Source organism: Roseococcus sp. (genome assembly GCF_965227005.1).
Lineage (GTDB): Bacteria > Pseudomonadota > Alphaproteobacteria > Acetobacterales > Acetobacteraceae > Roseococcus.
On record NZ_CBDDFJ010000003.1, the window covers coordinates 204,184 to 218,279 of the forward strand.

The 14,096-nt window shown below is 62.6% G+C and carries 15 protein-coding genes; 13 read left to right on the top strand and 2 right to left on the bottom strand.

Annotated elements, in window-relative coordinates; all coding sequences use genetic code 11:
• Positions 1 to 3 precede the first annotated feature (3 nt).
• The 12 genes from ACO057_RS01250 (at position 4) to ACO057_RS01305 (ending at position 8,389) form a co-directional block, all read left to right on the top strand.
• Positions 4 to 1,110 carry a hypothetical protein gene (locus ACO057_RS01250; protein ID WP_421988530.1) on the top strand — a complete coding sequence of 369 codons (1,107 nt, stop codon included), beginning with the start codon at positions 4 to 6 and terminating at the stop codon, positions 1,108 to 1,110.
• Between the two features lie 78 nt (positions 1,111 to 1,188).
• Positions 1,189 to 1,557 (top strand): hypothetical protein, encoded by a 369-nt coding sequence (locus tag ACO057_RS01255; RefSeq protein ID WP_421988531.1) that lies wholly within the window; start codon positions 1,189 to 1,191, stop codon positions 1,555 to 1,557.
• The gene (locus ACO057_RS01260) at positions 1,550 to 3,622 is read left to right on the top strand and encodes a hypothetical protein (RefSeq protein WP_421988532.1); all 2,073 of its coding nucleotides are present in this window, start codon (positions 1,550 to 1,552) and stop codon (positions 3,620 to 3,622) included. Before ACO057_RS01255 ends, ACO057_RS01260 begins: the two co-directional genes overlap by 8 nt.
• Positions 3,622 to 4,353 (top strand): hypothetical protein, encoded by a 732-nt coding sequence (locus ACO057_RS01265; RefSeq protein WP_421988533.1) that lies wholly within the window; start codon positions 3,622 to 3,624, stop codon positions 4,351 to 4,353. The genes ACO057_RS01260 and ACO057_RS01265 overlap by 1 nt, the downstream gene beginning before the upstream one ends.
• Positions 4,350 to 4,724 carry a hypothetical protein gene (locus ACO057_RS01270; RefSeq protein WP_421988534.1) on the top strand — a complete coding sequence of 125 codons (375 nt, stop codon included), beginning with the start codon at positions 4,350 to 4,352 and terminating at the stop codon, positions 4,722 to 4,724. The genes ACO057_RS01265 and ACO057_RS01270 overlap by 4 nt, the downstream gene beginning before the upstream one ends.
• Positions 4,721 to 4,918 (top strand): hypothetical protein, encoded by a 198-nt coding sequence (locus ACO057_RS01275; protein ID WP_421988535.1) that lies wholly within the window; start codon positions 4,721 to 4,723, stop codon positions 4,916 to 4,918. Before ACO057_RS01270 ends, ACO057_RS01275 begins: the two co-directional genes overlap by 4 nt.
• A gap of 299 nt (positions 4,919 to 5,217) precedes the next feature.
• Entirely contained in the window at positions 5,218 to 5,865 is a 648-nt protein-coding gene (locus ACO057_RS01280) for a structural protein (RefSeq protein ID WP_421988536.1), read from the top strand.
• Complete coding sequence (locus tag ACO057_RS01285; RefSeq protein WP_421988537.1) at positions 5,862 to 6,125, top strand: hypothetical protein; 264 nt, start codon at positions 5,862 to 5,864, stop codon at positions 6,123 to 6,125. The genes ACO057_RS01280 and ACO057_RS01285 overlap by 4 nt, the downstream gene beginning before the upstream one ends.
• Positions 6,126 to 6,305: 180 nt before the next feature.
• Entirely contained in the window at positions 6,306 to 6,536 is a 231-nt protein-coding gene (locus ACO057_RS01290) for a hypothetical protein (protein ID WP_421988538.1), read from the top strand.
• Between the two features lie 75 nt (positions 6,537 to 6,611).
• Positions 6,612 to 7,025 carry a hypothetical protein gene (locus tag ACO057_RS01295; protein WP_421988539.1) on the top strand — a complete coding sequence of 138 codons (414 nt, stop codon included), beginning with the start codon at positions 6,612 to 6,614 and terminating at the stop codon, positions 7,023 to 7,025.
• Between the two features lie 65 nt (positions 7,026 to 7,090).
• Complete coding sequence (locus tag ACO057_RS01300; protein ID WP_421988540.1) at positions 7,091 to 7,780, top strand: SOS response-associated peptidase; 690 nt, start codon at positions 7,091 to 7,093, stop codon at positions 7,778 to 7,780.
• A 69-nt stretch (positions 7,781 to 7,849) separates the two neighbouring features.
• On the top strand, positions 7,850 to 8,389 hold the full coding sequence (locus tag ACO057_RS01305; RefSeq protein ID WP_421988541.1) for a hypothetical protein: 540 nt from the start codon (positions 7,850 to 7,852) through the stop codon (positions 8,387 to 8,389).
• A 647-nt stretch (positions 8,390 to 9,036) separates the two neighbouring features.
• Here ACO057_RS01305 and ACO057_RS01310 read toward each other — a convergent pair.
• Positions 9,037 to 9,894 carry a DNA adenine methylase gene (locus ACO057_RS01310; RefSeq protein WP_421988542.1) on the bottom strand — a complete coding sequence of 286 codons (858 nt, stop codon included), beginning with the start codon at positions 9,892 to 9,894 and terminating at the stop codon, positions 9,037 to 9,039.
• A gap of 63 nt (positions 9,895 to 9,957) precedes the next feature.
• The gene (locus tag ACO057_RS01315) at positions 9,958 to 11,490 is read right to left on the bottom strand and encodes a hypothetical protein (RefSeq protein WP_421988543.1); all 1,533 of its coding nucleotides are present in this window, start codon (positions 11,488 to 11,490) and stop codon (positions 9,958 to 9,960) included.
• 1,257 nt (positions 11,491 to 12,747) lie between these two features.
• Here ACO057_RS01315 and ACO057_RS01320 point away from each other — a divergent pair.
• Positions 12,748 to 13,836, top strand: coding sequence for a class I SAM-dependent methyltransferase (locus tag ACO057_RS01320; protein ID WP_421988544.1), 1,089 nt, complete (start codon positions 12,748 to 12,750; stop codon positions 13,834 to 13,836).
• The last annotated feature ends 260 nt before the right edge of the window (positions 13,837 to 14,096 follow it).

Genomic DNA, 14,096 nt, shown 5'->3' on the forward strand with positions numbered 1-14,096 from the left:
CCCATGCTGCCGAACTCGGTTGAACAAACCACCCCCACCACGGGCACGGGCACCTATTCCCTGACCGCGCCCACCGACCCGCTGCGCCAGTCGTTCGTGAGCGGCGTCGGCTCGGGCAAGCCGGTGCGCTACCGCTGCACCCTGGACACGGACTTCGAGGAGGGCTGGGGGCTCGCCACCGCCGGCAGTCCCGACACGCTCACGCGCAACGTCACGCGCTCGAGCAACGGCAACGCGCTGGTGAACTGGCCTGCCGGCACCAAGCGCATCTATTGCCCGCCAGATACGGATGCCCTGCGCTTCGGGGCGGTCGGGGGTGTCCCTACGGCGACCGGCACGGCGAATGCCCACGCCGTTGCGCATTTCCCACCGCTGCGGGGGCTGCTGGCAAACATGGGCGGGCGGTACTACGCACCCGCCGCGGCAAGCACGGGTAGCGTCACGCTCGCCATCGACAGCCTTACAGCCCTGCCGCTGCGCCGTGCCGACGGCAGCGAGATCGGGCCGGGCGTCATCCGGGCCGGACAGTTGGTGAAGTGGTACGCGCACAGCACGTCGGAGCTGCGGCTCGACGAGGTGATGGTGGGCCCGATTGACCTCGGCTCCGCCACGCTCGCGGGCGGCACCAGTGGCGAGATCACGATCCCGGCCGGTTACCGCTCGCTGGAGATCGAGCTGAACGATATCCGCAATGGAAGCGGCGCGATCCAGCTGCTTTATCTCCAGGTCAAGGTGGGCGGGCTTTGGTTGTCGGGCGCCGGGACCTATTACGACGGCCGCACCCACAACACGCAGTCGGCCGGGCAGCAGCTGCAGCCCTTGGCGGCTGTCGCGGGCGGCGGGAACTTCCTCGGCTGGATGGGGGCCAACTCCGGCGCCGATGGAGTCGGCGGCCGCCTGTGGCTTCAAAATATCCTGGCGCCGCGGTGCGTCATCCTCGGCATGACCCTCGCCGACGATGGGGTGGTCTGGAACTGGTCAAGCTATCAGAACATCGGCCTCATCGAGATCGCGTCCGGGCGGATTGAGGCGGTCCGCGTCATCAACCTGTCCGGAAGCCCGCGCGCCTTCGTCAGCGGGACCATGAACGTCACGGGCCTCAAGGCCTAACCACGCCGCGGCCCCGGCCGCATCCCGACATCGCAGGAGTATCGCAATGGCGCATTTTCGCCCTGTGGAGCCGCGCGCATGAGCGTCGGTGGCAACTATGTCGAGTGGAGGCTGAGGGTCACCAACAACGACCCTGAGCTGTTCACGGTCACGAAGAACGGCGCGCGCATCAATCTGACCGGCCTGCTGCTGCGCCTCGTCATCGAGTGGCCTGGCGGCGCGCTCGTCAAAACCAGTAGCAACCCGGCCGAGATCGAGATCCTGGATCAGGCCGAGGGCGCCGACACCGAGGGTCAGTTCAATGTCGCCCTGTCATTCGCCGATCGCGCGCTGCTGCCGATCGATCAGCCGGCCAGGCATGAGCTTTTCCAGGTCGCGGACGGCATCGAGGTGACGATGTTCTGGGGCGATCTGGTTGCGACGAAGTGGAACGAGCGACATGCCTGACGTCAACATCATCGAGGATGCCGACGTCGAGGTGTCGCCGCCGGGCGAGGGGGCGTCCGCACAGGGCGCGCGCCGTGCAGCCACCCGCGCCGAAGCCGCCGCCGACCAAACCGATGGCGATGCGCGGGCTGTAGAGGAAGGGCGCGCGCAGGTGGCGGCCAATGTCCCTATCTCACAGCAGGCGGCCGCGGATGCTGCGGCGCAGCGCCTCCTCGCGCAGCAGGCCGAGACGGCCGCAGCGATCAGCGCTGGGAACGCACAGGCGCTCGTGGGAGTGGTCGATAACCCGGTCACGGAGCCGAGCCCTGACGTGCTCACGGACGGCAAGGGTGGCGCACTGCAGATGTCGTCGCCGGACGGCATGTCCGTCTATGGGGCCGGTCATGCGATCGTCGGAACCCCCAGCACCACCAGCCTGCAGACGCGCGACGGTGGTGCGCGGGTGGACGTGGACGATGCGCAGGGCGTGGATATCGGCGGTGGCTTCCAGGCCGCGATTCCTCTCGCCGGCGAGGGCGCGGCGGATGGCGCTGGCGGCCTCTCCCATCACTTCGCGCCCGGCGCAGCCTCCTTCGCTGGGCTGAACGTCACCCAGGACGCCACCGGCAACGTCGCGGTCCGGAACCTCGACGGCCGGCCGGTGATCTCGGTCGCAGCCGATCAGGGATGGTTCACGCCGAACGAATTGAGTCTCCGCGCCAGCAGCGCCCAAGCCGCCTCCATCCTGGCACGAGAGGGACTGGACTTGTCCCGTCAGCCGCTCGATGCCGACATCAACATCGTGGTGGTCTATCCAGCACAGTCCAACGGCGCGGGCTCACAGGCGCATCCTCAGCTGACCCTGGCGACGACGCCCGGCACTCTCCAGTTGGGCAATGGCGAGCGCCCGGCGGCCATCTCCACCGCGGCCTGGACCACCAAGGGCACGCCGGCCTTCAACCCGTTGGTCGCGACTGCCATCGATACGGACGGCACGACGCTCCTATCCCAAGCCGCTGCAGCGGCGCTCTCTCCCACGGCCGATGCCTATGGCGAGACCATTGCCGTCGCGGCCGTCAGCTACCTGCGGCAGATGCAGCTCGACGCCACCTCCATCGCGGTCGGTGCGCGTCGCATCCTGCTCATCAATATTGGTGTGCCCGGTGCTCCGATCGCGCGGCTCGCTCGCGGGGCGACTGCGCCAGAATTCTTCGGCCAGGTGGCCACTGCCCTGGCCGCCGTGAAGTCCGTAGCCGATGCCGCCGGGCTCACCGTGCGCGTCGCGGCGGCCATCATCGCCGAGGGCGAGGCGGATTATGGCGCAGGGACACTGCCCGCCACCTTCAAGGCGGCGGTTGGGCAGGTGGTGGACGACATGTTCACCTATGGCGCGGCAGCCATGCTGGGGCAGACCCGTCCCTTCTCGGTCTTCATATCGCAAACGGCCGGCGGCGGCGTGATCGGCAACGGTACCGTGGCCATCAGCCAGGCTCTCCGCGAGCTCGCCAGTGAACGGGCTTGGGCGATAGTGCGCCGCGTGGGCACCTCCAAAGGTCTGCATCACGACGCCAACGGCGCGCGCTGGACTGCGACACACCTCGGCTTTGCGATGCGCGACGAGCTGGTGCGGCGGCGGCGCTTCGTCTCGGTCCAACCGATCGCGACGCTGAGTTCGGCGCGCGGCAATGAAGTGCTGCTGGCCTTCCAGGCCCCCGCGCCGCTGGCCGTGCACGATTATTACAGCGTGCTCGCCCTCGTCTCGAATGTGCATCGCGGCCTGACCGTCATCGACAGCACGGGCACGCTGACGGTCACCGCCGTCGAAGTGGTCAATGACTATCTCGTCCGAGTGAAGGTCAATCGGCTGCTGACAGGCACCACCGTGCAGGTCGATGCCGGGCGGCGCGACGTGTCCTTCGGCGAGGTTGGGATCTTCTCGACGGTCCAGGAATGGGTGCCGAACCGCTACCAGTTCATCGCCGGCATGGATCCGGCGGCCAATATCGCCGCGCTCGTGGACAAGCCTTACCCGGCCGAGATCCCGTCGCTGCTCTTCTCGATCACAGTCCCCATGGAGGCCGTCTAATGGGCATCGTCCGCAAACCCTCCGGCGTAACGCCGACCTGGGACCCGGTGGCGCTGGTGCTGCCGTGGCCTGTCACGCCGAGCTATGCCAGCTGGGCCGGCAGTACGCTGCGCCGCAGCGCGCGCAACCTGGCCGCCCCCCGGCTCGCGGCCATGGGCGTGGTCGGGGCGCCGACGGCGAGCACCGAGGGCCTGCTCTGCGACGCGAGCAACTACCTCGCCGGCACCATCCCGGAGACGGCCGACCAGACGCTGATCGTCGCGGCGCGGTCGAGCCAGGACCAATCCGGATCGGCCACGCGGATGAGCCTCGGTGGCTGGGGCGTGGGGCTGGGCAACGGGCTCTCGATCTATGGTGGCAGCTCCACGCTGCTGCGCTACGCGGCGCCCTACAATGTGGCCGGTACGCCGACGCAGCGCACCTATTCGGTCAACATGCCGGCGGCCTTCGCGAATAGCTGGGCCCTGTACGCGGTCGTGCAGCAGGCGGGAGTGGGGCTGACCTTCTATGACCTCACGCGCGGGGCCTCGCAGGCCAGCGCGGAGGCGAGCGCGCGAATCCTCGCCGCCAGCCCGGCGCTGCGCGTCGGCTCCGTGGCGGTCGGCAATGCCGGCCAGACGCAGGTGGCCATGGCCGCCGTGATCCCAGCCGCGCTGACGGCGGGACAGCTTGCGACGCTGCGCACTGCCATTGCTGCCCGCGCGCTGGCCCTCAACGGCATCGTGCTGTGACGCGCGCCCGTGAGATCGCGCAGCAGGCGGTGGAGAACGTCTGGCTGACCCTCGCGCAGAGGGTGGTGACGCTATTCCTGGTGCCGCTCATCGGCGCGGCCGCGCTCGCCTACGTGGGCCTGTTCGCCCGCATGACGATCGCGGAAGCCGCGGTTGTCACCCTCAAGGACCGGGCCACAGCGCTGGAGACGGCGGCCGCCTCGCTCCGCGCCGATCTCACCATCCACAACGGCAACGTCACGCGCTTGCAGGCACAACGCGAGGGCGACGCAGCGATTGGCCGGCGCATCGACGATCTCCGCGAAGATGTGCAGCGGGTCAATAATCGCCTAGACCAAATGATGACGCCGCCGCGGCGGATGGTGCCGTGATCCGGGCGGCGCTCCTGCTGCTGGCCCTGGCCGGCTGCGCGGCACGCCCACCAGAGTCGCCGGCGGCGCCCGAGCCAGTACAGCCCTGCCGCATCCGGCCCGTGACCGTCAGCAACCGCGACTTCTTCTCGCCCGCCACGCTCACCGAGATCCGGCGGGTGAATCGCGAGCTTCGCCTGAACTGCGCTGGCTGAATTCTTCGCCGTCGGGCGGATCCTCCTGCGGTTCGCGCCGGCCGATTGCGTCCCTGAGTTGCTTCTCCGTGGCGTCGATCATGCATCGGGCCGTCGCCGCGAGGAAGTCGATCCGATTTTTCTCCAACTCTTGGAGGAGCTTACGCAAGTCGCCGAGGCGAAGTTGTAACTCGTCAATGCGGCGGGCACGGGACGGCATACCCGTATTTTGTAACCATCCCTACCACGGCAGACAAGCATTTCTGCCACCCCGCCGCGGGCAGCGGCATCCCCAACATCACAGAGAGAGGAGGTGGCCCATGGCCGACCCCACGCGTTCGCGCGGCTATCGGAATCGCAACCCCGGCAATATCGACTGGTCGTCGGCCAACAACTGGCAGGGCCAGACGGGTATCGAGCCGGCGCCAGTCGGCGGGCGCGCGCGGTTCGCCGTGTTCCAGAGCCACGAATATGGCATCCGGGCACTGGCGATGCTGCTGACCACCTACCAGGACCGGCATGGGCTGCGGACGATCCGGGCGATCATCTCGCGCTGGGCACCGTCGAACGAGAACCACACGGATGCCTATGCCGGCCGCGTGGCGAAGCTCACGGGTTTCGATCCCGACCTGACGACGCTGGACCTGCACAATTACGCCCACCTGCGGCCGCTGGTGGAGGCGATCATCACCGTCGAGCTCGACGGCCAGCCCTATGCGTCCAGCATTCTCGACGAGGGTCTGCGCCTGGCCGGCGTGCCCCGGCCGGTCGAGACGGTGGCTCAGGCGGTAGCGACCCAGACGGGTCAGGGGGCGCTGACGGTGGCGGGCATCGGCGCTGCGGCAGCGGCGGTCGCTCCCGCGCTGCAGGCGATCGGCAGCGCGCCACAGTGGACGGGCGTCGCGGTGGTTGTCGCGGGGCTGGTGCTCGCACTGGTGCTGGTGCTGCGCAGCCGGCGCGACGCGTGAACGCCCTCCTTGCACTCCCCGCCGTCCGCAACGCGCTGCTGGCCCTGGCTGCGCTGGCTCTCGTCCTGGCCGGGCTGGCGTGGCTCCGTCACGACGCCGCGTCCGATGCCCGTAACAACGTCGCGGTCGAGTCCGCGCATACCCAGGAAAGGATCAGGAAAAATGCGGACATTGCTGCCCGCGCTGCTGAGCGCGACGGTGCTGCTGGCCGGCTGCGCTCCGGCACATTTCTCCTCTCGCCCGTGCCCGCGGGTGACTGAGTTCCCGGCCGAGGTGCAGCGCCAGGCGGCCAACGAGATCGAGGGGCGGCCGGCGATCTCGCGGATGATGGACGCGATGGTGGGGGATAGGGCGTTCAACCGGGCAGTGTGCGGATAGGGGCAGCTAACGGTGGTAGTAGCTGGTGGCGGGATCTGCGGCCGCCGTGATAGTCTGCGGACATGGATAAGCCGCTTCCCGAGCCTTCGTATGGCATCTACAGCGGCATCGGCTATCCGCGCGAGGCGATGGAGCGCGGTGGCGGTCTCGACCAACCGGCCTCCACCGGAATCGGAATTCCGCCGGAGACATGCCCTGTGCGCAAGCTCAAGTACGGCATCATGCATGACGCATGGCTCCGCGACATGCATGCGGGAGTGATGCGGTCGATCGAGGCCCTGAAGCAGAAATAGACCAAGCCCGGCCGGGGAGACCCGCGCCGGGCTTTTTGTTGTCGTAAGCGCTTCGGGATGTGCAGGATGCGACCGATGGACAAGGGGTACAGGTTGGACGTACTGGCGCGGATTGAGGGCGCTGAGTTTGAGTACGTTCCCTATCGCGAGGTGCACTTCGGCAAGGAGGCGCCGGTTCCCGGGTATTGCCACCAAAATGTAGATGCGTGGGTGCAGCTAAATCCCGGAAATCATGCCGTCAGAGGCTGGGCTGGCAACGATGGCAACTCACATACGGCTCATTCGGTAGTTCAAGATGAAGAAGGCCATCTATTCGACATTACATTGAAGCTTGGAGCATTTCAATTTGTGCGTCACACCGGCTGTGAGTCTGATTTTATGCTTCTTGTTGAAAATAAAAATATCCACATTTACTATCCACTCGACATGATTGCGAGGATTGCATCCAGCAATTTGGAGGCATTCCAGAGGTTTTCCGACCCGACGTGACCAAGTAGTGCGTGGCCGGACGTTTCCCATTGTAGAGAGGAGGCGGCCGGCACCATGCTGCTGGCATGTGTAACCTCTACTCCTCGATGAAGGGCTCTGCCGAAGTCCGCTCCGCGGCACGCGCGATGCGCGAGGGCCTGTTCAACCTGGCCCCCATGCCCGGCATCTTCCCGGACTACCCCGCCCCGATCGTGCGGACCGGCGCCGATGGCGTTCGCGAGCTGGCGATGGGCCGGTGGGGCATGCCGTCCCCGCAATTCGCCCTCAAGAACCGCAATTCGGACAGCGGCATCACCAACATCCGTAACGTCGCCTCGCCACACTGGCGGCCCTGGCTGGGCGTCGAGCACCGGTGCCTGGTGCCGTTTACCAGCTTCAGCGAGAATGAGGCCCTTCCGGATGGGTCGCACCCTCCCGTGTGGTTCGCCCTGGCCGAAGACCGGCCGCTCGCCTTCTTCGCGGGCCTCCGCACGCAATGGACCTCGATCCGGAAGGTGAAGGAGGGCGAGACGACCAATGAGCTCTTCGGCTTCCTGACGACCGAGCCCAACGCCGAGGTCGGCGCGATCCATCCCAAGGCGATGCCGGTGATCCTCACGACCCCGGACGAGCTGGAAACCTGGATGATGGCCCCTTGGTCGATCGCCATGGAGCTGCAGCGTCCGCTCCCGGACGGCGCGCTCCAGGTCGTGGCTCGAGGTAGCCGCCAGGACCCGCCCGCGGAGCCCACCGCAGCGCAAGCGAGCCTCTTCTAGCCGGCCTCCGGCCCTCGATTTCGGACTCGACTCATCTGCTGTGTTCCACTTATGTTCTCATTATCGGGCATGCAGGAGGTGGACATGGGCGAGCGAGCAGAGAGTGACGACATCCAAATTCCTCCGTACCCAGACGCAGAGGGCAGGTTCGACGTGGCCGCTCTCCGCGCCTGGCTCTTCGGTTCCGATGGCGCGGGCGTCTACATGGTTGGCGAGGGTCTGAGCCATCTTGGGATCAAATCCGGCGATCTCCTGATCCCAGGCCCACGTCATGAGTACCGCCTTGGCGGCGTGGCGATGTTCATCTGGGAGAGCGGCCTTCCAGACGATGACATGGAGCTGATCGCCGCCGGCGTCGTCGTCGCCAACGCACAGGGCGATCCGCGGGTGCTGGTGGCCGGGGAGGAGTGGGAGATCGGCACCGACCGCTGCTCCTACACAAGCCCGGTGGCCGGCTGGATCCCGGTCCAGAAAGGGATGCTTCACGTCGAGGCTGCGCAGGCCCTGCCGATCGAGGGTGAGATGGTGAGGGTGGCCCCGAAGCGTATGGATCTGGGTCTCATGCGCCAGGCGGCGCTGACCATCCTGCAAGACGAGATCCCCTTCTAGGCCTCGTCTTCCAAGCACCGAAAAGTTGAAGAATTGAGATGGATGGCGAGACCTCAGGTCCGCCGGCCGGTAATCGCGCTCGTCTGGGTGCGATCCCGACCGGATTCACGGCGTCGAGCGTGGCAGCTCTGGTGGCCGTTGCTCGGGCGGCTCGTGCTGCCGGCGCGGACCCCGCGGCCAGGGTGCGTGATCTGGCCTGGGGCTTACACCCGGCGCTGCCGGCCTCGCTGATCTGTGATGCGGTCCAGCACATCCTATGCCGGGCCTGACGGGCCGCTCCGATGGCCGCCAACATGCGCAGCCCAAAGCCTGCGGACCCACTCTCCTGGCGCTTGGAGCATGTGCTCACCGTGCGCTGCCTCGGTTGTCGCAACGCCGCGAGCGGGACGGTCAGGGCCTGGGTGGTGTGGAACCGCCTCGATGACAGGATCACGTTCTGGGACATGCAGCGGCGCATGGTCTGCCTGCGGTGCCGGAGGCGTGAGACGGCGATAGACCTGCATGAATGAGGCGAGGGTCAGAAGCGAAACGCGCCTGTCAAAGCTTCGGAAAATACTGGAACGCATGGGGAATTGCTGCCGGCGAGGCCTATAGAAAGCTTCCTTTGCGTCCCTCCATATCTAACCTATGTCCTTAATGCATTTCTCTCAGGCGGCAATTCCTCGCCATGTTACGACCTGATTCGGCCTAGTTGTGTTTGGTCCGAAAATCATGATCTCGGCACCTTCGTATCTGCTTCGAGCAGACCACACGAGACTGAAATGTTCTTGCTCGTAAGCGCTGTAAAGATCAGTTATCTCTTTGGTATTGTCATACGATACGATCCATTTTTGCCGAATTGATGCAACTGAACGTGCAATTCCGGCATGATCGCCATGTTTATAATGATTCTGATACAATTTTTTACCCTTCGTATAGTAAGGAGGATCTAGATATACGAGGGTTTTGTCCGGCAAATTGGGAAGAATGTCGTTTATATAGATTTCAGCATCCAGATTAGTCAGCGTAATGCGTGAACGGTATGCAGAAATTTTCTGAATTCGATCGATTAAATCATCTTTTTTATAACGTGCGTCGATCTTCCACTCGCCGATTTGGTTGTTGCCCCCGATCACGCCGCCAGAAATAATCCCAGATCTATTGGTGCGATTAAGGAAAAAGGTAGAAAATCCCAAATCCACTCCAGATGAGCTTTTATCCAATTGTATTGATTTCTGCTTTTTCCGTTCGTCCAACGTTATCGGCCGATCTTTAATGCGCCTGCACAATTCTTCCGTCTCGTTGAGAACAGAATGCCAGAAAGCAAACACGGCACGGTTCAAATCGTTCAGATGAATGTGATTTGCATATTCGAGATATAGGAGCGTCAATCCTATTGCTGCACCTCCGGCATAAGGCTCGACATAATGGCCTCCTACAAGATTATTTAATTTCATGAGGTCAATGACATATTGCGACAGGCGGGCTTTACCGCCAGGATATCGCAAAGGGGCGTTAAATTGCATGGGTATGACCTCTACCGCGTTAGCACGTCTTACCGCTGATCGGCGGTGCTGGCCAGCACGTCGCTAGCCTCCCGCGATAGAGTCGTGGATACCCCGCAGAAGAGGATACCATCGGTCCCAGCTGAGCTTAATTTGATTGGGGTCCAGAGCATGGCCACGATCGTGCATGGCGCGATGTAAGTTCTTGGTCGAGTGCGAGTATCCCTCCTGCGCCAGAAGACCGTTGCGGGCGTCAACAAAGGCTCTGTTCGTTCTGCCTGGATCTAAAACATGCAACACAGTCGCGATCTTGCTTTCGAGCGTGATGCCATTCTCACTCCAGTCAGTTTTATCCTTCTTATCCTTGGGGAGTGGCGTCGAGTGATGTGCAAGAAATGCCTCGCACGAGAGCTCCAAAAACATGCGCATTAGCATGGCCGCCGCGTTACGCCGGGCGGCAACATCTACGGTTCGACACTCGATATAAACGCCCGGTAACCGAGGTCCGACAACTTTAAGCGTTCTGGTCCGATCTGTTGGAGCGAGCGTTTTCCGTTCGAGAGAATCTCGATTTGGCCTTCGCTTCGCCTCAGTTGGCTTACTATCCGCGAACTCATCGGACTGGCTCTCTCCGCTTGTCCTGCGGGTGTCGTCGTCTGACCCGTCCTCTTGCTCGGAGCCTGACTGACGCGCTCTATCTCGCTGGGCCTCAGTTGCTTGGGCCGCCTCGTTCGGGGATTCTGATTCTGGCAGAGAGACGAGGGCAGACGGATCAATCTCCTCAATGAGGCCCTTGAGAATTTCGACCCTCTGCTCAACGCTCTTGATCTTATCGACCGGAATATCTGAGGAGCGCATTATTGCCCAGAGAATATCTTCAGCACGCTGCGGTTTAGAGCCGAGATCGATATACGGGCGAGTATTTCGTATTTTGATATCAAGCTGGGAAGCATAAACATCGGAAAATGTACTCAATAATCTATCAGCATTTGTCGTGCGATGAGTAATTCCTAGGCTCTCAGCCAATTCTTCCAAGGTGGTTGATTTTAGGTGATCCATGACAACCATGGAAAGATTTCGTCGGCGTCCCGAAGCTTGGCTCGCACGATCTTGCGCGAATGTGTTCCAATCTTCTAGGCCTTTCCCATCTTGCGCATTAGTGTGACGTCGATAAACATCAGGTCGAGCAGCTTCGACAGAAAAATATAGTACGCCGCGCACCTTATCGATGGGATTTCGGCTGAATGTGGTGCCCAATTCTCGGAATTGTTTGGCCCACACAGTGGATCCGGCCAATCCGGGCTCTCGAAGGATTTTTAGTGCGGTGATCCGCCTGTTTCCTTCACATACGACGAATTTTCCTTGCCGTTCAGGGTTAGTATCGGGAGCCAACCAAATAAATTCGCCGCGGCTCAATCCGTTAGTCAAAATATCTTGTGCCAGAGTGATCAACTTGACGCCTTGACGCTGCAGCATGGCTTTAATCGCAGCTGGCTGGTCCGGACTTGGTTCAAGTCTAAAGTTGTCCTCATCGACAAGCAGGTCGACCACGTCGAAAACGCCAACATCGATGATGGAAATTTCCGTGCGCGGGCTTCGAATTTCATCGTCAGTCATACAATATTATCTCCTCCCCGTTACGGGATTCTGGCATTGCTTGCGCGAATGCGCCAGGACCATATCGGCCTTGGATTCGGCATAGAAGCTCGGAAGCTTAGGTGAGGCTAAAAAGACTGGGGAGGTTCGGGGCGCGCTCTGTGCGCTGGCCTCGGGCGACTGCCTTTGTAACTTTTTGAGTACGCAGCGCTATGAGGGTCCACGTTGGAAGGCTGGTGTCGGCAGGGGCGCCTGCCCTGCCCTTTCAATGGCCAAAATGATCGCCGTTGGAACAGCCTTTGATTTCATTGGGCTTTGTACAGTTTCGTAATCAGTAGGTCCGGGGTTCGATTCCCCGAGTCGGCACCATCATCTTTCCCAGTCTTTTCAATGCTGTCCAACTGATTCGTTAGTTGTTCGCGGACTAGCGTTCCAACTGCCTGTTCCAACGGCAATGGAACGGGCCGGGAACGGGACCTTTACCCGTCTTCCGCCTCGGCCTGAATTCGCTGCCGGAATGCACGTGGCCGTCTTTTCCGTGCGAACGAGGTAGTGCCGGTCGAGCACGGCTCTGACGCTCTTGGGGGTGGCCTGTCACGCCAGAGATACCCAGATCCTCAACGCCCGATTCGTGCTGACGCGTAATCCCGGTGTGGCGTAGCTCCATGAACCACTGGTTCGCGACCTCCGGCATGCCCTGGGCCGCAGTCGCGCGGATCTCGGCGAAGGTGTGGACAAATGCGTAAGTCGCCCACGGCTTGCCGGATCGCTCGTTCAACAGAAGCCACGTGAGCAGGGCGGCCGGAGCTGCTTCAGCACGGGCTGGGAGGGCGTCGGCCCGCGCCGGGAAGAGAATAGAGACGCCTGAGCAATTGGTCGGACTGGCTGTGATGTTTTCGCTACCTGAAGCATGCTGATTTATTAATCGTTCAGCCGGAGAGGCGACCGGCCGGTGCTTTGGCGGCTGAAGAGCCCGTCCTCCTCGCGAGGGCGGGCGTTTTCGTTGTGGAGGCAAAGCGGCCAGCATCATGCTCGCGGCATGTGTAACCCCTACTCCTCCATGAAGGGCTCTGCGGAAGTCCGGTCGGCGGTACGGGCGATGCGAGAGGGCCTGTTCAACCTGCCCCCCATGCCCGGTATCTTTCCGGACTATGCTGCCTCGATCGTGCGCACCGGTGCCGATAGGGTACGCGGTAGCTTGCGGAGCGAGGCGGGCTGCTGGCTTCCGCAGTTGGTTCTCTCGTTGCTTCCTGGCTGGCAACGGCTAACCTCCTGACGATGGTGTCCGATGACGAAAACCTGCCTATTGAACCCGCGGTCGCAAGGGTCCTGTTCGAGGAACTGGCGGGCCGAGAGGCAACGGAAGATGAGTTGGATCGGCTCCCTGCACTGAGGGAGACGGTCCGCCAGCTGACTAACGATCCCCTCCACTTTCGGCAGCTCTACGCGTCAATCGGCCACATGTTTTTCTACGGCAATTTGAGCAGCCGTATCGACGTGGACATCTGTCCTGAGCAGCATCAACAACTCCTAAGCCGTATCCGGGCATCCTGGTCCGCTCTGGGAACGGCCACCCCGCATTGGAGCGTGATGGCGAATCCGCGGTATCTGCCTAAGGAACTTACGGCAGAACTCGAGGAGGAATTTTACAGCACGGGTCGGCTGGACGTGGATGCCGTGAAGGCAAGACTGGGGCGCCTTGGAGTTGCCCTGTCGTCAGGCTGCCGGGTCCTCGACTTCGGGTGCGGCCTTGGCCGGCTTGGGCAGCACCTTTCGGCGGACTTTCAGAGTTATTGTGGAGTCGATGTCAGTTCGCCGCATCTGGACTATGCGCGCGGCCGTCTGACGGGTTTGGGCCGGGGAAACTTCCGCCTCGTGCCAATCGAGGATTTCTTGGCTTGGCCACCCTCTCACGAGCGGTTTGATCTCGTGATTTCCTTGCTCACCTTGCAACATAATCCGCCGCCTCTGATCAGCACCCTGTTCCGCCGCTTGATTGCCTCCATCGCGCCAGGTGGCGCTGCATACGTACAACTCCCAACCTTCCTGCACGACTATACCTTCGACGCCGCTAACTACATCGCGCACCCGCGCCCCGTCGGCGAAATGGAGATGCACGCATTTCCTATGCACTTGGCGCTTGCGACCATTAGGGAAGAGGGCTGTGAGATCCTGGAGGTCGTGACCGACGGGCGTGTCGGTTCCATGGGCATATCCAGCGGCTTCGTTGTGAGAAGGCCAAGGGTAGCACCCCCACACCGGCTTGGGTTGGCGTCAAGGCTTCGTCGCTTGTTGGGGCGAAGCAGTTCGTCCGGTGCTTCCGATAAGTCAGCCGGCGCCACCAGGACATCAGAGGCAAACAATTGATCTGCTACCTCTCTGAGGCTCCACGTCGGATGGCTGGCTTCGAAATCATCGGATCGAGGCCGCCCCCTCACCTCTTGTTCCTAAACAGCTCGTCCCGTTCCGAAACAGCCGGTCGCGGCCGACCAATTTGGGAACATGCTTGCTGAAAACAAACGGCATTCCTAAAATTCGTAATCAGTAGGTCCGGGGTTCGATTCCCCGAGGCAGCACCACCCTCCGTCCAAAGTGGCGGATTGCCCGAACTCCGCAGCAAATCTAGA

What these genes read in the sequence shown, in the direction of transcription:
- ACO057_RS01280 (WP_421988536.1), top strand. Translation starts at nt 5,218, where the DNA reads ATGGCCGACCCCACGCGTTCGCGCGGCTATCGGAATCGCAACCCCGGC.
- ACO057_RS01310 (WP_421988542.1), bottom strand. Translation starts at nt 9,894, where the DNA reads ATGCAATTTAACGCCCCTTTGCGATATCCTGGCGGTAAAGCCCGCCTG.
- ACO057_RS01255 (WP_421988531.1), top strand. Translation starts at nt 1,189, where the DNA reads ATGAGCGTCGGTGGCAACTATGTCGAGTGGAGGCTGAGGGTCACCAAC.
- ACO057_RS01290 (WP_421988538.1), top strand. Translation starts at nt 6,306, where the DNA reads ATGGATAAGCCGCTTCCCGAGCCTTCGTATGGCATCTACAGCGGCATC.
- ACO057_RS01320 (WP_421988544.1), top strand. Translation starts at nt 12,748, where the DNA reads ATGGTGTCCGATGACGAAAACCTGCCTATTGAACCCGCGGTCGCAAGG.
- ACO057_RS01265 (WP_421988533.1), top strand. Translation starts at nt 3,622, where the DNA reads ATGGGCATCGTCCGCAAACCCTCCGGCGTAACGCCGACCTGGGACCCG.
- ACO057_RS01300 (WP_421988540.1), top strand. Translation starts at nt 7,091, where the DNA reads ATGTGTAACCTCTACTCCTCGATGAAGGGCTCTGCCGAAGTCCGCTCC.
- ACO057_RS01315 (WP_421988543.1), bottom strand. Translation starts at nt 11,490, where the DNA reads ATGACTGACGATGAAATTCGAAGCCCGCGCACGGAAATTTCCATCATC.
- ACO057_RS01295 (WP_421988539.1), top strand. Translation starts at nt 6,612, where the DNA reads ATGGACAAGGGGTACAGGTTGGACGTACTGGCGCGGATTGAGGGCGCT.
- ACO057_RS01250 (WP_421988530.1), top strand. Translation starts at nt 4, where the DNA reads ATGCTGCCGAACTCGGTTGAACAAACCACCCCCACCACGGGCACGGGC.
- ACO057_RS01260 (WP_421988532.1), top strand. Translation starts at nt 1,550, where the DNA reads ATGCCTGACGTCAACATCATCGAGGATGCCGACGTCGAGGTGTCGCCG.
- ACO057_RS01305 (WP_421988541.1), top strand. Translation starts at nt 7,850, where the DNA reads ATGCAGGAGGTGGACATGGGCGAGCGAGCAGAGAGTGACGACATCCAA.